This window comes from Massilia sp. PAMC28688 (genome assembly GCF_019443445.1).
In the GTDB taxonomy this organism is placed as follows: domain Bacteria; phylum Pseudomonadota; class Gammaproteobacteria; order Burkholderiales; family Burkholderiaceae_D; genus Telluria_A.
This window is the reverse complement of record NZ_CP080378.1, coordinates 2,431,868-2,448,702: the sequence shown is the minus strand read 5'-3', so window position 1 is coordinate 2,448,702 and position 16,835 is coordinate 2,431,868. Positions and strand designations below refer to the sequence as shown.

The following is a 16,835-nucleotide window of genomic DNA, read 5'->3' as shown; positions in this document are numbered from 1 at the left end:
AGCTTGAATATTTGGCGGACTGGCGCACTTTCAAGTGCCGGCCAGCCCAAGCTCGTATTTATTTCGCTTGCGCAGCGGTGACGATGGCTGGACGCAACAGGCGATCCGCAATCATGTAGCCTTTTTGCAACACATTGACAACGGTATTGGCTTCCTGGTCGGCCGGCACCACGGCCACGGCCTGGTGCTTCATCGGGTCGAGCTTGTCGCCCACGGCCGGCATGACTTCCACCAGGCGGTTTTTCTCGAAGGCGGAGGTAAGCTGCTTGAGCGTCATTTCCACGCCTTCCTTGAGCGACTCTACCGAGGCGTTCTCGACCTTGAGCGCCATTTCCAGGCTGTCGCGCACGGGCACCATGGCCTCGGCGAAGCTTTCGATGGCGAACTTGTGCGCCTTGGACACATCTTCCTGGGCCCGGCGGCGGATATTTTCGCCTTCGGCCTTGGCACGCATGAAGGCGTCGTGCATCTCGGCCAGTTTGGCTTCGGCCGCAGCCAGCTGGTCTTCCAGACCCGGCTCGCCCGGTTCCGTGGCCGGCGCCTCGTTCACGTCTTCCGTAGTCTGGGACACTTCTTGGTTTTCTTGGTCTTGCATCGAAAAAACTCCTACTATCAATGACTTAGCTGTTTAGTTGACGTGTCTTGCTAACCACACAGGCATCCATATGGGGCGATAACCTACAGTTTCAAGGGATATTTGTGGACCGGCCGCGCGGGTGGCTCTGTAAGCCGTGTTACAACTCTTACCAATTTGGGCATTTACTAAAAGCCTGGACGGATTACTATGTAAATCATGCGCTGGCACAGGCGAATCTCTCGCCCGCAGCGTCCAGGAGCCGATCATGAAGTTGCCCGTTATTGCCGTCAGTGTCGTGGTCTACACCGTGCTTGCACTGGCGTGGATCGTGTACGCCGGCTTGACGCCGCTGGTCCCGGTTTTTTAAGCCGGCCCGCAGGGCACCCGCAGCGCGCTATTGCGCCCCCATCCGGACGGCGCTGGCGCGACCGGTTTCTGCATCTTTTCTACGCGCATCGGCCTGCGCCGGCGACAGCCGGGTTGGCCAGCCTTGCATGTGCTGCTCGGCAATGTCGGCCAGGGCATTGATCCAGCTCGGTGATTCATTAAGGCAGGCAATGTAGTGGAATTGCTTGCCACCGGCGGCCGTGAAGTCGTGCCTTGCTTCCATTGAAATTTCTTCCAGGGTTTCCAGGCAGTCGCTGGTAAAACCGGGACACATCACGTCCACCCGTTGGAGGCCATCCCTGGCCAGCTGCACCAGCGTGGGCGCCGTGTACGGCTGCAGCCATTCGGCCTTGCCGAAGCGCGACTGGAAGGTGACCATGTACTGCTTCGGTCCCAGCCCCAGCTCGGTCGCCAGCAGGCGTGCCGTCTTGTGGCATTCGCAGTGATAAGGGTCGCCCAGCAACAGGGTGCGCTTTGGCACGCCGTGAAAGCTCATGACCAGCATCTCGCTGCGCCCGTTTTTTTCCCAATGCGCCAGCACGCTGTCGCGCAGGGCGCCGATGTAGCCGGGATCGTCGTGGTAATTGCGCGCCGAGCGCAGTTCCGGCACATTGCGCACCTGGGCGTAATGGGCGAATACGGCATCGTTGATGGACGCGGTGGTGGTGCCGGAATACTGCGGGTAAGCCGGCAGGATGGCAATCTTGTCGCAGCCTTCGGCCTTGAGCTGGTCCAGCACTTCCGGCAGCGACGGCGAACCGTAGCGCATGGCCATGGCCACCGCCACCTTGTGGCCGCGCTGGCCCAGCAGCCCGCGCAGCAGCGTTGCCTGCTTGTGCGTGTGGACCTTGAGCGGCGAGCCTTCGCTGGTCCAGATGCTGGCATACTTGGCGGCCGATTTGGACGAGCGAAACGGCAGGATGATCAGGTTGAGAATGAACCACCACACGGCGCGCGGAATTTCCACCACGCGCGGATCGGACAGGAACTGCTTGAGGTAGCGCCGCACCGCGGGCGTGGTGGGCGCATCGGGCGTGCCCAGGTTGACCAGCACGACGGCGCACTTGGCAACGGTGCCGTGGGTATGGGGTGGTTCTTTGCGGTAGGCCATGGGAGCTGTCGGTTATTTGCGGCAGCGCCATTATAAGGCGTGCCTCGCCGGCGCGCCCCGGGCCGGTTATTCGTAGACGGTACCGATGGCCAGCGGGCGCTTTGACGTGATCACCTCTCCCCCTGCCGGCCACGCATCAAAGCGATATATGGCGACCTTGTACATGCCAAGGCTGCCGCTTTCGAACGGTTCCGCGTCCACCGTGGCGATGGTGGCGGCCTTGCCATCGCCGCTGCGGCTGGTGATGGCGGCGCCAGCGTCGGATGGCGCGAAGATGAACCTGACCCCCGCGCACTTTTTGCCCATCAGCCGCAGGCGGGCGCCGGACGCGCGCTGGGCGCTTATCATCTGTTCGCAGGCGTCGCGCAGCAGCGCCGTCCCGTACACGCCATCGTCACGCTCGCGGATCGAATAGCGGCCGGAAAACCGGTAATGGCCTTTCTGGCGGTTCAGGCGCAGCACGGCATCTTCATCGTAGGCTGTCTTCAGCATGGGCAGCTGGGCGCGGCCGATGCCATCCACCGGCAGGTTCAGCGTCATCGATGCGCTGGCAAGCTGGATCTGCAAGCCGTCCAGACTTGTGCCCGGCCGCAGGGGACGCACCTGCATGTGCGCCTGGATCAAGGGGCGGGTGCGCAGGTGGACATCGAAACCGGCTGCGGCCCTGTACGCATGGCGGTAGGAAGCCCATTCCGCATCGCGCTGGGCCGTCACCGTCACCTGCGGCACCTCGGCGGCGGTGCAGGCAAGCGGAAAACAGGCAGTCAGTAACAGTTGTCGCATGGGGTGGCGGTTCGATGGGGGGGCGGCGCGATTCTAGGCCAATCGGGCCGCCCCGTCCATATGACTTTCGGCACTGTTCCCCGACAGGACAGTCACGTAGAATGGCCGCGCTTCGCTCCATTCGCGCGTCGCCCCTTTCACTTACCTGGCCCCTGCATGCTCATCTGGTACCGAACAAACCGCGTTGCGCTCATCGGCGTTCTGGGCAGCCTGCTGTTCGGCGGGCTCGAAGTGGTTGCATACCTGGCCGACGGTGTGGGCAATGGCGACCGCAATACGCCCATCGGCGTCCTGCTCACGGCGCTGGCCGGCCTGTTTGCCGAGCCGCCGTCGGCAGTGCGCGCCGGCTCCGGCCACGAACAGCTGATCTTTGTTCTCTTTATTGCCTGGCAGTCGCTGGCGACGGCGGCATTTACCATCTTGCTGTGGCTGGGATCGCGTCTGCCGCGGCACAGCCGTCTGGCCCGCACCATGCTCGCGGCCCAGATGGCCGTGGCCGTGCTGGGCGTGTCATCGCTGTTGTACGTGCTGGCGGCGCAACTGGCCATCGTGCTGCCCTTCCGGCGGGCGCTGGCGTGGCTGGCCGTGCAGTCGCTGCTGCTGGTGGCGACCTTCGCATACATGGCGTTGCTGCGCATCCCGTATCTGGGCAGCGACGCCATTGCCACCCATGCCATGCACCTGTTCATGGGGCTGTCGTTCCAGGCGATCGCTTTCTCGGCGGCCCGCATCGCGCTGGCCGAACGCGCCATGCGCATGCAGCTGGCGGCGGCCAATGCCAGCCTGCTGGCCACCCAGTCCATGCTTGCCGATACGGTACGCAGCGGCGAGCGCAACCGCATTGCGCGCGACCTGCATGACGCCGTGGGCCACCATCTGACGGCATTGAACCTGCACCTTGACCTGGCACTGCGCCAGGCCGGAAGCGATGCCACGGCGCCGCTGCGCACGTCGCGCCAGCTGGCCAGCAGCCTGCTGGCGGAAGTGCGGGAAGTGGTCAGCAGCGAGCGCGGTGAGCAGCGCATTGATCTGGGCGCGGCCATTGCCACCCTGTGCGCCGGTATTCCAACCCTGCGCATCGACCTGCACGTCGATGACCGGCTCAGCATCGATTCGCCGGCGCTGGCCCACACCCTGTTTCACTGCACCCAGGAGGCGCTGACCAATGCGGTGCGCCATTCGGGCGCGACGGAGCTCACCATCGACCTGCGGGCGCACGGCGACAGCATCATCCTGCGGGTGGACGACAACGGGAAAGGCCGCGGAGCGGCGCCTGACGGCAATGGCCTGCGCGGGATGCGCGAGCGCGTGGACGACCAAGGCGGCGCGCTGCACGCGGTGAGCCACGAGGGCCGCGGATTTGGTCTCAGCATCTCGCTGCCGCTGGCCCGGAGCGGGGCATGATCCGCGTGATCCTGGTCGATGACCAGATGCTGGTACGCAGCGGCATTCGCGGCCTGCTGGAACTGACGCCCGATATCCGGGTGGTGGCCGAGGCGGCCGATGGCCTGGACGCGGTCGGCATCATTGCCGCCACCGCAGCTGACGTGGTGCTGCTGGACGTGCGCATGCCGCAGTGTTCCGGCATCGAACTGCTGCGCCGCGAACAGGGCCGGCTGCCGCCCGTGATCCTGCTTACCACCTTTGACGATCACGATGCCCTGTTCGAGGGCATGCGCCTGGGCGCCCGGGGCTTTCTGCTCAAGGATATTTCGCTTGAGCGCCTGGCCGACGGCATTCGCAGCGTCGCCGCCGGGAACACGCTGTTTCGCCCTGCCCTGACCGAGCGCACCCGCGCCTCGTTTGAAAGCAGTCGCCGCCCCGCCCTCGATACGGTGCGCAGCGCACTGACGGAGCGTGAAACGGAAGTACTGGCGCTGATGGCCGCAGGCCTGAACAACGCGGAAATTGCCGCCGCCCTGGGGCCGAGCGAGGGGACTGTAAAAAATCACGTCTCCAGCATTTTGTCCAAGCTCGCCGTGCGCGACCGCGTGCGCGCCGTGCTGCGCGGACTGGAAATGGGTTATATCTGAAAATGAGACATCAACTGACAAAAGGCGCAAGCCTGCTCGCCGCCCTGGCCTGCACGGCTCCCTGCCTGGCCCAGGTAACGCACATGAACATGCCTGAGGGCTCGAAGGATGTGTACCTTTCGCTGGGAGTGGCCAACTCGCCCACAGCGGAAGGCAGCGCCCAGCGTGAGACGTACGTGGCACCACTGATTGCGGCGCAGTTCGCGAACGGGGTATTCATCGACATGAACACGGTGGGCATACGCCTGTCGCGCCAGCCGGAAGTGCAGTACGGCTTGCAGGTGGCGCCTACCGTCTCGCGGGTGCGGGTCCGGACGGAGCGCGGCAGCGAAAGGCGCCGCAAGATCACCCCGGAAGCGGGCGCCTTTGTACGCTACAACGTGATCCAGGGCGTGAATGTACGCGCCTCTCTCATGTACGGCGGCAGTATCGATCACCGCGGGCTGCGCCTGCGCCTTGGCAGTACTGCCGGGATGCCGATCGCTGAACACCATAACATCGGCATCGACATGGAAGCGACCTACGCCAACCGTTCCGCGCTGCAGGCCGACTTCGCCGTGCCGCCCGGCCAGGTGGAGGCGGGTGTGCCGCTGTATGCGGTCAGGAGCGGTTTGCGCGACGTGCAGATCGGCCCCTACTGGAGCTGGCAGCTGTCGACCAAATACACCCTCACCACGCTGCTGCGCCATGGACGCCTGCATGGCAGTGCCGCCGCCAGCCCGCGCACCGTGCGTCCGGGCGCCGTGACGGCCCTCACCATGCTGACGTATCAGTTCTGAGTTTAAAAACTGTAGCTCACGCCTGCCTGCAGCTTACGGAACGTCAGCTGTGACGTGGGACTCTTCACGCGGCCATAGTGGACCAGTTCCAGGTTCAGCTCAAGGCTTTGGGTGATGGTGTAGCCAAGCCCGAGGCCCAGCATGGGCGTGACCTTGTTCTGTTCCTTGACCGGAAAACCCTCCCCCGTGACCCGGACTGCATGGCGCGCCGCGCCCAGCTTGCCGAACGCCGTCCAGGATTGCGAAATCGGAATGCTGCCCTTGGCCGCGAGGTACAGGCCACCCATGCTGATCTTGCGCGCGCCGGTGTAGCGATAGTCGCCAAACGTGACCAGGCCCGCTTCAATGGCGACGCGGTCGGTGAAGTCAAAGCCTGTGTAGAGGGCAAACGGCTGCGGCCTGTTTTCTGGTTCGAGACGGCCGGCGCCAGTGTCGATATGCATATTGCCGCGCGAGCCGACGGCGGCACCCACGTAATAGTCGGCGGCGGCGGCGGGCACGCAGGCCAGGGTGGCGAGAACGGCCAGGGAGTGACTGATATTCTTGTTCATCGAAATTCCTGTACAGGGTTGCTGGAGATGGTCCACCGCAGCGGTGGACCTGAAACAGCAGTGTAGGAAATCGAGGCCGGCAGCGCATGTGCCGAAAGGTAGAGATCAGGTGCGCTCGCGCACCTTGAGCACGCGGCCGTAGCCGATCACGCCGCCTTCCCACAGATTGAATTCGCCGTTGGCGCGAAAGATCGGCAGCGCCAGGTCGGGAAAGACAAATTCGATATCGACAGTGACGGACTCGCCCAGGCCAAGGCCGCCGTCCTCCGGCAGCATGCAGCGGAAGGAAAAATGCTGGCCCCGCGCGCTGATGACGCCCTTGTATTCACCGGGCGGCAAAGGCTCGTCGCGCCCGCCCCGTGCGGTGCGCAGCAGCTTGATGCGGGCGGTGATGTCGGCAATGAGCGGGATATCCATATCAGGAGGCCAGCAGTTCGCGCGCGTGCTTGCGCGTGGTGGCGGTGATCTCGACCCCGCCCAGCATGCGCGCCACTTCTTCGACCCGCGCCTTGCTGTCGAGGACATCGATGTGCGACACCGTCTTGCCGTTGGCCAGCAGGCCCTTGGCAACCTGGAAGTGCTGGTTGGCCTGGCTGGCCACCTGCGGCAGGTGGGTCACGCACAGCACCTGGCGTTCCTGGCCCAGGCGCTTGAGCAGGCGGCCCACCACCTCGGCCACGGCGCCGCCAATGCCGCTGTCAACTTCGTCAAAGATCAGCGTGGGCGTGGTGGTGGCGTTGGACGTAATGACGGAGATGGCCAGCGCAATGCGCGCCAGTTCGCCGCCGGACGCCACCTTGGCCAGCGGGCGCGGGGCCACGCCGGCGTGGCCCGCCACCAGGAACTCCACCTGCTCCACGCCGTGGGCCGAAGGCTCGCCGGGATTCAGGCCCACCACGAAGCTGCCGCCGGTCATGTTCAATTCCTGCATGGCGGCCGTTACCTGGGTGCTCAATAATGCCGCTGCCGCCGTGCGGGTCCTGGTGAGTTTTTTGGCCGCTTGCAGGTAGCTGGCCTGGATCTTCTCTTCCTGCTTGCGCAGGCCTTCCAGGTCGGTGGCGTCGGCCAGCTGGCGCAGGCGCTCCGACAGCGCGGCATGTTCGTCCGGCAGTTCGTCGGGCGTGACGTGGAACTTGCGCGCGGTGCTGTGAATGGCATCGAGCCGCGCTTCGACCTGGCGCAATCGCTCGGGGTCCAGCTCCACCCGGTCCAGGTAGGCGTTGAGCGCGTACACCGCCTCCTGCAGCTGGATGCGGGCCGGCTCCATGCAGTCGAGCACCGGCTGCAGTTCCGCGTCCACGTCCACCAGCTTGCCCAGCTTTTGGTTGAGCGAAGACAGCTGCGACAGGATCGGATGGTCGGATTCGGAGATGGCAGCCAGCGCTTCCTGGGCGCCTTCGAGCAGGCTGGCCGCGTGCGACAGGCGGCTGTGCTCATTGCCGATCTCGGCCCATTCACCGGGCTTGACGGCCAGCTTTTCCAGCTCCGCCACCTGCCACTCCAGGCGCTCGCGCTCGAGCAGCACGTTCCTGGCATCGTTTTCAAATTCTTCGCGCTGGCGCGTCAAGGTGCGCCATTGCTTGTACAGCGCAGTGACGGCCTGCACGTCGTCGGCCACGCCGGCTTCCTTGAAGGCGGCCTGGTTGTCCAGCAGTGCGCGCTGGGCGTCCGTCTTGAGCAGCGACTGGTGTGCGTGCTGGCCGTGGATGTCGACCAGCATGTCGCCCAGTTCGCGCAGCTGCGACGCGGTGGCGGCCACGCCATTGATATACGCCTTGGAGCGGCCGGCGTTGTCGATCACGCGCCGCAGCAGCGCGCCGCCATCGTCGCTGGCAAAGTCGTGCTGCTCCAGCCATGCCTTTGCTTCGCCGCTGACGGAAAAATCGGCGCTGATGTCGGCCCTGACGGCGCCTTCGCGCACCACGCTGGCGTCGCCGCGCCCGCCCAGCGCCAGCTGCAGCGCGTCGATCAGGATCGACTTGCCGGCACCGGTCTCGCCGGTGAAGACGGAAAAGCCGCTGGAAAATTCCAGTTCGATCGATTCGACAATGACAAAGTCGCGGATGGAGAGTGTACGCAGCATGAAGTGATATTCGAGAGTGGTCGGTGGGGAAGGCGGCGCCTAGCGCAGCTTGCCTTCGCCCGATGGATATTCGTTCCAGTGCAGTTTTTCGCGCAGCGTGTGGTAGTAGCTCCACTCGCGCGGGTGCAGGAAGGTGATGTGGTTGGGCGAGCGCGAAATGACGATCTGGTCGCCATGCGCCAGGCTGGCAAAGGTCTGCATGTCGAAGTTGACGCTCACATCGCGCCCGCTGACGATTTCGACCACGATCTCGCTCGAATCGGGCACCACGATCGGGCGGTTGGACAGGGCGTGCGGGGCAATCGGCACCAGCACCACGCCATTCAAGCTCGGATGCAGCAGGGGGCCGCCGGCCGACAGCGCGTAGGCGGTGGAACCGGTGGGGGTGGAGATGATGAGGCCATCGGAGCGCTGGTTGTACATGAAGATGCCGTCGACCGTCACCCGCAGTTCCACCATGCCGGCGCCGGCGCCGCGCGCCACCACCACATCGTTCACCGCCAGGCCGCAGGCAATCATGACGCCGTCGCGCATGACGCGCCCTTCGAGCAGGGTGCGCTTTTCGGCACGCGACTGGCCCGAGAGGATTGCTTCCACGGCCGGGATCATGCGCTCGATGGGAATATCGGTCATGAAGCCGAGGCGGCCCTGGTTGATGCCGATCAGCGGCGTATTGAAGGGCGCCAGCTTGCGCGCGATGCCCAGCATGGTACCGTCGCCACCCATGACGATGGCAGCCACCGCCACTTCGCCGATGGCGGCCGCGCTCATCGATTCCAGTCCCGGCACGTCCAGATGGGAAGCGGTATCGCTTTCCAGCACCACCCGGTAGCCTGCGCCTTGCAGGAAGCCGACAATGCGCGCCACCGGCTCGCCGATGCCGGCAGTATTGGCCCGCACGACCAGCGCGATGGTTTTTTGCGTCTCTTGCGGTGCTGGCATAGTTGTCTCGGGGATGGAGGATGGCGTCACGCAGGAGATTAACCCATAATGACTGCTTCTGCCATACGGCGGCGCTGGCAGGAATGCTGTATGCCTGCACAGTATAGTTTTCCGGACGCCGGGCGGCAAGCGCGGCGCCACCACTGAACGACATTCTCACCCGCATTCTCACCATCATATTCAGGAGCCATCATGGCAAAGGCACTCGGCGTAGGCGGCATCTTCTTCAAATCGAAAGACCCGGCAGCGCTCATGAAATGGTACGAAGACACGCTCGGCGTGCCGGCCATGGGCGAATTTGCGCCCTTTCTGCCGGCGACCATGCCCCCGGGCGGGTGCACGGTATTTAGCGCCTTCAAGGACAGTACCGACTATTTCGCGCCATCGCAGCAAAGCTTCATGGTCAACCTGGTGGTCGATGACCTGGACGGCGCGCTGCGCCAGGTGACGCAGGCCGGCGCCACCCTGGCCGGCGAAGTGCAATCGTTCGACTATGGCCGCTTTGGCTGGTTCCTGGACCCGGAGGGCAACAAGGTCGAACTGTGGGAGCCGTCCGATACGCCGCCGGTCTAAGCCACCACCGCTATCCCCATGGCGCCCATGATGGCGGCGGCAATACTGATCAGGTGCAGGACCGACAAGGCCTGCCAGCGCACAAAGGTCAGCCAGCGCGGGCCGCCATAGACGCGCTGCATGGCCATGGGCAGCCATGCAAACAGCCACACGACACAGGCAAAGGTGAGCAGGGCGATGCCGGCGAACCCCACCACGATGATCACGCTGAACATGCCGAAGGCAAAGGCATTGCTGTGCAGGGCAAACAGGAAGTGTTCACCGTAGTGCCGCCCGCTTCCCAGGTACAGCAGCTTGAGATAGAGGGCAAAAAGCGGCATGAGCAGGAACATCGCATACGGCACGTACTTGAAAAATGCGCCCTGCAAGGCCCGGTTCTTTTCAGCACTGGACAACTGCAGGAAGGCATTGACCTTGTTTTCCAGCGCCGGCGAGGCGATCGCCGCCGCGCTGCGCATGGCCTGCTCTTCCGGGCTGGTCACGGCAGTGCCGCGCGGCGCCACCTGGGCCGCACGCGGCGCCGCGGCGCCCGGATCGCCCGCCACATCGACCACGGGCGGACCGCCCAGCTTGAGCACGGCAAAAAACAGCAGCGACAGGGTAAGGTAGACCCGCAAGGGTTCAATGTAGCGCTTGCGGCGGCCGCCGATGTACTCGGCGCTCAGAAAGCCGGGCCGCAGCATCAGAAAGCGCAGCGTCTCCCACAGCTTGCCTTCCAGTGCCACGTAGTGGCCGATGAATTCGTGCACGAACTCGCCGGCACTGGCCACATGTAGCCGCGTTTCCTGTCCGCACAGGGAACAATAGTGATACTGCACTGCTGCGCCGCAATTGTGGCAATGGGTCACTTCATGCTCATGGGCCAGGTGCGTCGTCACGTCGGTCTCGTTACCGGAAAAATATCGATGGTAACGGTTTTATTGCAAAATTACATCATCCAATTGCGCGACCACGATGATGGCGAAGCGCTAACATGCAGCCATTGAAAACAAGGAGCAGCCATTGAAAACAAGGAGCAGCACATGGTAGCCGAGACCCCGGACCGCAAGATCAACACCGACGCCAAGATCCACGACGATGACGTCAAGCGCCTCCCGCACGAGCGCGACGAGTCGCCCGACGGCCACGCCAAGCCGGAACGCGGCATCATGAAGCAGGCGGCGAGCGACCTCGAACAAGGCCTGGTCGATACCGACCTGCACGGCATGCGCGGTCAGGATGCTGCCATGGACCATACCGAGCCGGGCCAGGCCAAGCCGCGCGCCGACGCCGAGCAAGGCATGCGCGACCACGATACCCTGACCCCGCCCGGGGACAAGAAGTAAGCGACCCATATGTGCGCCTGCGTACAGATGGTGCCGGCCTGATTGGCCATGATGATGCTCTCACATCAAGGAGATCATCATGACCATCAAACGATCGGGCAGCGCAGTCTGGAGCGGCGGCATCAAGGACGGCAAGGGCAGCATTTCCACCCAGAGCGGCGTGCTTGACCAGACCCAGTACGGCTTCAATACACGCTTTGAAAACGGCCCCGGGACCAACCCCGAGGAACTGATCGGCGCGGCGCATGCCGGCTGCTTCACCATGGCACTGTCGGGCAAGCTGGGCGAAAAAGGCATGACCGCCAGGAGCCTGTCCACCACCGCCAACGTGTCGCTGGAAAAGGAAGGCGCGGGATTTACCATCACGGCCGTGCACCTGACCCTCACCGCAGACATCCCGGGTGCCGACCAGGCCGCGTTTGACGCAGCCGTGGCGGACGCCAAGGAAAACTGCCCGGTCTCCAAACTGCTCAACGCCGAGATCACGCTTGAATCGACGCTGCAGGCATAGGGCACTGCCCAGCACATAATCGGCAGAGCGCTTAGAATCGCAGCTTCCCACTTCCATTTTTTCAGGATCACGATGCGCATCTTGCACACCATGCTCAGGGTCGGCGACCTGCAGCGCTCTATCGATTTCTACACCAAGGTGCTCGGCATGACACTGCTGCGCACCAGCGAAAACACGGAATACAAGTACACGCTGGCCTTTGTCGGCTACGGCAGCAATCCCGACCACGCGGAGCTGGAGCTGACCTACAACTGGGGAGTGGACCAGTACGAGATGGGGACGGCCTACGGCCACATCGCCATTGCGGCCAACGACATCGTGAGCGCCTGCCAGTCGGTCAAGGACAACGGCGGCAATGTCACGCGCGAGCCGGGCCCGGTCAAGGGTGGCACCACCATGATCGCCTTTGTCACCGACCCCGATGGCTACAAGATCGAGCTGATCGAGCGCAAGGGCGAAGTGCGGCTGTAGATTTGCCGGCACCCGTCCACACTGGCGGGCAGTGCTTGCCTTTCAGCTTTACCGGTACGACACCGCGCCCGGCTCAGGCTGCAGCTTGCAGGCCGGCCAGTGCGTGGCCGATCTCCTCGACGTGATTGTGCGTGCGTTCGGGCAGCGCCAGCAAATCCGTGATGCGCTGTTCGATGCGCGATGCCTGCACGCCCAGCCCATCGCAGCCAAAGGTACCGGCAGCGCCGGCCAGCGAATGCAGCAGCCGGTGCAGCTCCAGCCAGTTTTCCGGCGCCTGCGGGCTGGCCCGGCACAGCGCGAACGCTTCCTGCATTTTTTCAAAGCGCACCGGCAGGCGCGCAATGAATACCCTGGCCATCAGGTCCACCCTGGCCTCGATATCGTCGTCGCTCATGCACCGCCCTCCTGCCATAGGCGGCGCACCTGCTGCGGCAGGTCCATGGGGTCGAACGGCTTGGCGATCACGCCGGCCGCGCCCAGCGACTTGAAATACGTGACCTCGGCCGGCTGCACCTTGGCCGTCATGAAGATGGCGGGCGTGGTGGCGGTGGCCTCCAGCTCGCGCAAGCGGGCCAGCGTGGCGGGGCCGTCCAGGCCCGGCATCATCACGTCCAGCAGGATCAGGTCGGGCGCAAACCCGGCGGCGGCCTGCAGCGCTTCGTGGCCGGAGCTGCAGGCGCGCAGCGTGAACCCGCCCACGACTTCAAGCGCCATCTGAGCCACCATCTGGATGTCGGGATCGTCCTCGACGTAGAGAATACGCTTGAGTTCATTCATGGTTGTCGGTGTAGGAAAGCAGGTTCAGGCCGGGCCGGCCAGCGGCAGGTCGAAAAAAAACTCGGTACGCACGCCCGGCTCGCTGGAAAAATCCATGGTGCCCCCATGCTTGACGATGATGGCGCGCGAGATGTTCAGTCCGAGGCCGGTGCCGCCCTTCCGGCGGCTGTCGGTGGCGTCGGCCTGGGCGAACTTCTGGAAAATGCGGTCGCGAAACGATGGCGCAATGCCCACGCCGTGGTCGATCACCGACAGGCGCGCACTGTGTTTCAGGCGCCGCACCCGCACTTCCACCACGTCGCCCGCGGGTGCGAATTTGGATGCGTTCGAGAGCAGGTTGACGATCACTTGCTGCAGGCGGTCGGCGTCGGCGGCAACGACGATGTCGCCCGCATCGGAGCGCACATCAAAACTGACCTGGAACTGCTCGGCATAGGCATGGGTGGCCGCCACCGCCTGCTCCACCAGCGGCAGCAATGGCTGCACCACCGGGTCAAAGCGCATGGTGCCGGACTCGATCTTTTCCACGTCCAGGATATCGTTGATGAGGCGTACCAGGCGGGCGCAGTTCTTGTTGGCGACGTCCAGCAGCGTCTTTGCCGTGCCAGGCATGGCACCGGCGGCGCCGCCGGCCAGCAGTCCGAGCGAGCCGCGGATCGATGTCAGCGGCGTGCGCAGCTCGTGCGAGAGCGTGGAAATGAATTCGTTTTTGAGCTGCTCCATCTTTTTGCGCTCCGACACGTCCTGCGCAATGCACACAAAGCCGGACAGCACGTGCTGCTCATCCCACACGGCGGTAATGGACAGATTGACCGGCAGCGTGCTGCCATCCTTGCGTACATAGGTCCATTCCCGCTCGTCGCGCCTGCCCTGGCGCGCGCGGCCCACGATGGCTTCGCTGGCGGCAGCCAGGGGCGCTGCCAGTTCGGCCGCCAGGGCCTGGCCGCGCTCGTGTAGTTCGGCCGGATCGTGCAGGATGGCGAGCGAGCCGAGGGCCCGCATTTCGTCTTCGGTGTAGCCGAGCATGCGCTGGGCGCCGTCGTTAAACATGGTCACCATGCCCTGCATGTCGACGGCGATGATGGCGTAGTCGGTACTGTCGAAAATGGCTTGCTGCAGTCCCAGTGTGTGCGCCAGCTGACGGTTGACGCGGCGCGCCTGGCCGGTTGTACGGCGCTGCTCCGAGATGTCGCGAACCAGTCCGGTAAAGGCGCGGCGTTCGCCAATGCGCATTTCGCTCACCACCAGGCTGGCCGGGAAGCGCTGGCCGCTGCGGCGCTCGGCAAACACCTGGCGGCTGATCGGCGCCCCGCCGTCGATACCGGTGCGTCCCAGGCTCCGGACGCCGTGCGCCACGGCGCGGCGGTCGCGGCGCGCCGCCAGCCGCATCACTGGCTGGCCAACCATTTCGTCCGCCCGGTAGCCGAAGATGCGTTGGGCTGCCGGGTTGAAGGTCTCCACCAGGCCCTGGTCGTCAATGGTGATGACGGCCTCGCCCGCGTGCTCGACGATCGCGTGCAGGCGGCTTTCCTTCTCGCGCGTGATGGCAGTGGCCTGCTCGAGGGTGTACAGATTGAGTTCAGTCTGGGCCCACATGGCCAGGTCGGCCAGGGCCGCCACGTCCTGCCGGCCAAACGGGCGCGCCACGGTGTCGATCACGCACAGTGTGCCCACGCGGGCGCCGCCCGCTGCATGCAGCGGCATGCCGGCATAGAAGCGGATATGCGGTTCACCGGTCACCAGGGGATTGTCGGCAAAGCGCGGGTCGGCATGGGCATCGGCGACGACCATCGGGCGCTCGCTGAGGATCGCATGCCCGCAGAACGAGACATTGCGCGGCGTCTGGCGCAGTTGCAGCCCGGGAGAGGACTTGAACCACTGGCGGTGGCTGTCGACCAGGGTGATGCTGGCAATCGGCACCTGGAACAGGCGCCGGGCGGTGCGGGTGATGCGGTCGAAGCGTTCTTCGGGCGCAGTGTCGAGCAGGTTCAGGCGGCGCAGGGCCGCCATGCGCGCAGCTTCGTCGGGCGGTTCAATCGGCTCAAGCAAGATAGCAGTTCCAGGCCTCGTTCGGGGGCGGGATTGCTGTCCCTGACAGGACAGCGCCCCATGAACTATAGCGCGAAACCGGCGCATTTGCGAAATCGGCTATTTCTCGGGCCTGGCCGCTGTCGGATAAAAAAAACGCCACGTGGGCGTTTTTTTCGGGCGTGCTGTGCGCTTATTTTGCAAGCAGCGCGTTCACCGGCAACAGGTCCGATTCCTGCAGGGAGCCGGCCGCTGCCTGCAGGCGCAGGCCGTTCATGATGGTGTCGTACCGGGCGCGCGACAGGTCGCGGCGGGTCAGGTACAGCTGGCGCTGGGCATTGAGCACGTCGATATTGATCCGCACGCCCACCTGATAACCGAGCTTGTTGGAGTCCAGCGCCGAGGTGCTGGAGACTTCCGCTGCCTGCAGGGCCCGCACCTGGGCCAGACCGCTATTGACGCCGAGGAAAGCCTGGCGTGCCACTTGGGCGGCGTTGCGGCGCGTGGTTTCCAGGTCATTGCGCGATTTTTCTTCCAGTGCGATGGCTTCGCGCACGCGGCTGGTGACGGCAAAGCCGCTGAAAAGGGGCACGCTGTACTGCACCCCAATGGCCTTGTTCAGGCTATTGCCCGACAGGTTATTGATCTGTCCGCTGTTACTGGTGCGGCGGGCGTTCGCCACCAGGTCCAGCGTCGGGTAGTGGCCGGCGCGCTGGCGCTGGATTTCACGTTTGGACGCTTCATATGCCAGCTGGGCGCTGACCACGCCGTAATTCTGGGTCTGGGCCGAGCTTACCCATGGATCGATGACGGCAGGCTCTGGCGTGGCAAGGACCACACCTGGCTTGAGCGGAGCCAGTACCCCCGGCTCGGTACCGATGATGGCTTGCAGCGCGCTCTTGCGGTTTTCCAGGTCGTTAATGGCAGCAAACTCCTGCGCCACGACCAGGTCATAAGCGGCCTGCGCTTCGTGAGTGTCGGTAATGGTCTGGGTGCCCACTTCAAAATTGCGCTTGGCAGAGGCAAGCTGCTCGGTGGTGGCCGATTTCTGGGCGCGGTTCAGTTCCAGCGTGTCCTGGGCGGCCAGTACATCAAAGTAGGCCTGCGACACGCGCGTGATCAGATCTTGCTGGGCCTGGGCAAACTGCGCTTCTGCCTGGGCCTGCTGCAGCTTGCTGAGCTGATAGGTTTGCCAGTTCGCCCAGCGAAACAGGGGCTGCTGCAAGGTAAGCGTGTGGGTATTACTGCTGTATTCCGTATTGCCGCGGCTGATGATGCTGCCACCTGGAGAGATGGTGCCCACGTTCCACGGGGTGGACTCACTGTCGTTGCGCACGACGCTGCCGTCCAGGCCGATGGTTGGCAGCAATGCAGCACGCCCTTGCGTGGTCTTTTCGCGGCCCGCTGCGAGCGCCGCGCGGGCACTGGCGTAGACGGCATCATTGGCCAGGGCTTGCTGGTAGACCTGCAGCAGGTCGGCCGCGTAGGCTCCCTGCGAAAGGAATGCGCCAGCGATCAGCACGGCGATAAGGGGTTTCTGCATTACCATCTCCATTGGAGTCATCAAAAGTTAAACGATCAGTACTTCGGCATCGAAGGATCGACCTGCAACGCCCAGGCGTGTACACCGCCGGTCAAATTCAAAGTCTTGCCAAAACCATTGCGTTCCAGGAAAGCGGCCACCTGCATGCTGCGCGCACCATGGTGGCAGATGCAGACGATTTCGGCTTCCTCATCCAGTTCCTCAATGCGGGCAGGAATGGTACTCATGGGAATGAGCGTTGCGCCCTCAATACGGCAGGTGTCAAATTCCCAAGGTTCACGCACGTCCAGCAGCAGCGGCTTGGGACGGGCGGGGTCGGCCAGCCAGGCCGCCAGCTCGGGCGCGGTCAGGTGCTGCATGG

General features: G+C 64.2%; 20 protein-coding genes. 7 read left to right on the top strand and 13 right to left on the bottom strand.

From position 1 onward, the window contains the following. Positions 1-58 precede the first annotated feature (58 nt). The 3 genes from grpE to KY495_RS11045 all read right to left on the bottom strand — a co-directional run bounded on the left by grpE (position 59) and on the right by KY495_RS11045 (position 2,858). Complete coding sequence (gene grpE / locus KY495_RS11055; protein ID WP_219883674.1) at positions 59-595, bottom strand: nucleotide exchange factor GrpE; 537 nt, start codon at positions 593-595, stop codon at positions 59-61. Positions 596-971: 376 nt separating this feature from the next. After that, a complete protein-coding gene (gene hemH / locus KY495_RS11050; protein WP_219883673.1) occupies positions 972-2,075 on the bottom strand; it encodes a ferrochelatase in 1,104 nt (367 codons plus the stop codon). Positions 2,076-2,141: 66 nt separating this feature from the next. Further along, complete coding sequence (locus KY495_RS11045) at positions 2,142-2,858, bottom strand: hypothetical protein (protein ID WP_219883672.1); 717 nt, start codon at positions 2,856-2,858, stop codon at positions 2,142-2,144. Positions 2,859-3,014: 156 nt separating this feature from the next. Here KY495_RS11045 and KY495_RS11040 point away from each other — a divergent pair, with 156 nt between their 5' ends. From KY495_RS11040 to KY495_RS11030, 3 genes are all read left to right on the top strand, one after another. Continuing rightward, positions 3,015-4,262 (top strand): sensor histidine kinase, encoded by a 1,248-nt coding sequence (locus KY495_RS11040; protein ID WP_219883671.1) that lies wholly within the window; start codon positions 3,015-3,017, stop codon positions 4,260-4,262. Further along, the gene (locus KY495_RS11035) at positions 4,259-4,891 is read left to right on the top strand and encodes a response regulator transcription factor (protein WP_219883670.1); all 633 of its coding nucleotides are present in this window, start codon (positions 4,259-4,261) and stop codon (positions 4,889-4,891) included. Before KY495_RS11040 ends, KY495_RS11035 begins: the two co-directional genes overlap by 4 nt. Before the next feature lie 83 nt (positions 4,892-4,974). Next, complete coding sequence (locus KY495_RS11030; RefSeq protein ID WP_219883669.1) at positions 4,975-5,670, top strand: MipA/OmpV family protein; 696 nt, start codon at positions 4,975-4,977, stop codon at positions 5,668-5,670. A gap of 2 nt (positions 5,671-5,672) precedes the next feature. On the opposite strand, the gene KY495_RS11025 is transcribed toward KY495_RS11030, so the two are convergent. The 4 genes from KY495_RS11025 to KY495_RS11010 all read right to left on the bottom strand — a co-directional run bounded on the left by KY495_RS11025 (position 5,673) and on the right by KY495_RS11010 (position 9,246). After that, the gene (locus KY495_RS11025) at positions 5,673-6,221 is read right to left on the bottom strand and encodes a porin family protein (RefSeq protein WP_219883668.1); all 549 of its coding nucleotides are present in this window, start codon (positions 6,219-6,221) and stop codon (positions 5,673-5,675) included. A gap of 105 nt (positions 6,222-6,326) precedes the next feature. Continuing rightward, on the bottom strand, positions 6,327-6,638 hold the full coding sequence (locus KY495_RS11020) for a hypothetical protein (RefSeq protein ID WP_219883667.1): 312 nt from the start codon (positions 6,636-6,638) through the stop codon (positions 6,327-6,329). 1 nt (position 6,639) lies between these two features. Next, positions 6,640-8,304: a DNA repair protein RecN gene (gene recN / locus KY495_RS11015; protein WP_219883666.1), complete on the bottom strand. Its 1,665-nt coding sequence runs from the start codon at positions 8,302-8,304 to the stop codon at positions 6,640-6,642. A gap of 39 nt (positions 8,305-8,343) precedes the next feature. Further along, on the bottom strand, positions 8,344-9,246 hold the full coding sequence (locus tag KY495_RS11010) for an NAD kinase (RefSeq protein ID WP_219883665.1): 903 nt from the start codon (positions 9,244-9,246) through the stop codon (positions 8,344-8,346). 192 nt (positions 9,247-9,438) lie between these two features. Here KY495_RS11010 and KY495_RS11005 point away from each other — a divergent pair, with 192 nt between their 5' ends. Further along, positions 9,439-9,819 carry a VOC family protein gene (locus KY495_RS11005; RefSeq protein ID WP_219883664.1) on the top strand — a complete coding sequence of 127 codons (381 nt, stop codon included), beginning with the start codon at positions 9,439-9,441 and terminating at the stop codon, positions 9,817-9,819. Here the strand turns inward: KY495_RS11005 and KY495_RS11000 are convergent. Continuing rightward, positions 9,816-10,697, bottom strand: a complete 882-nt coding sequence (locus KY495_RS11000; RefSeq protein WP_219883663.1) for a DUF3667 domain-containing protein — start codon at positions 10,695-10,697, stop codon at positions 9,816-9,818. The two genes, KY495_RS11005 and KY495_RS11000, sit on opposite strands and share 4 nt — an antisense overlap. A gap of 144 nt (positions 10,698-10,841) precedes the next feature. Between KY495_RS11000 and KY495_RS10995 the strand changes: the two genes are divergently transcribed. From KY495_RS10995 to gloA, 3 genes are all read left to right on the top strand, one after another. After that, positions 10,842-11,144 carry a hypothetical protein gene (locus KY495_RS10995; protein ID WP_219883662.1) on the top strand — a complete coding sequence of 101 codons (303 nt, stop codon included), beginning with the start codon at positions 10,842-10,844 and terminating at the stop codon, positions 11,142-11,144. Between the two features lie 79 nt (positions 11,145-11,223). Beyond that, complete coding sequence (locus KY495_RS10990) at positions 11,224-11,655, top strand: OsmC family protein (RefSeq protein ID WP_219883661.1); 432 nt, start codon at positions 11,224-11,226, stop codon at positions 11,653-11,655. A gap of 72 nt (positions 11,656-11,727) precedes the next feature. Then, complete coding sequence (gene gloA / locus KY495_RS10985) at positions 11,728-12,126, top strand: lactoylglutathione lyase (RefSeq protein WP_219883660.1); 399 nt, start codon at positions 11,728-11,730, stop codon at positions 12,124-12,126. Positions 12,127-12,199: 73 nt separating this feature from the next. On the opposite strand, the gene KY495_RS10980 is transcribed toward gloA, so the two are convergent. The 5 genes from KY495_RS10980 to KY495_RS10960 all read right to left on the bottom strand — a co-directional run bounded on the left by KY495_RS10980 (position 12,200) and on the right by KY495_RS10960 (position 16,833). Continuing rightward, positions 12,200-12,520 carry an Hpt domain-containing protein gene (locus KY495_RS10980; protein WP_219883659.1) on the bottom strand — a complete coding sequence of 107 codons (321 nt, stop codon included), beginning with the start codon at positions 12,518-12,520 and terminating at the stop codon, positions 12,200-12,202. Further along, a complete protein-coding gene (locus KY495_RS10975; protein ID WP_219883658.1) occupies positions 12,517-12,903 on the bottom strand; it encodes a response regulator in 387 nt (128 codons plus the stop codon). Before KY495_RS10975 ends, KY495_RS10980 begins: the two co-directional genes overlap by 4 nt. 24 nt (positions 12,904-12,927) lie before the next feature. Continuing rightward, positions 12,928-14,952, bottom strand: a complete 2,025-nt coding sequence (locus KY495_RS10970; protein WP_229518578.1) for a PAS domain S-box protein — start codon at positions 14,950-14,952, stop codon at positions 12,928-12,930. A gap of 172 nt (positions 14,953-15,124) precedes the next feature. Beyond that, the gene (locus tag KY495_RS10965) at positions 15,125-16,474 is read right to left on the bottom strand and encodes a TolC family outer membrane protein (RefSeq protein ID WP_219883656.1); all 1,350 of its coding nucleotides are present in this window, start codon (positions 16,472-16,474) and stop codon (positions 15,125-15,127) included. A gap of 35 nt (positions 16,475-16,509) precedes the next feature. After that, complete coding sequence (locus KY495_RS10960) at positions 16,510-16,833, bottom strand: rhodanese-like domain-containing protein (protein ID WP_219883655.1); 324 nt, start codon at positions 16,831-16,833, stop codon at positions 16,510-16,512. Between the last annotated feature and the right edge of the window lie 2 nt (positions 16,834-16,835).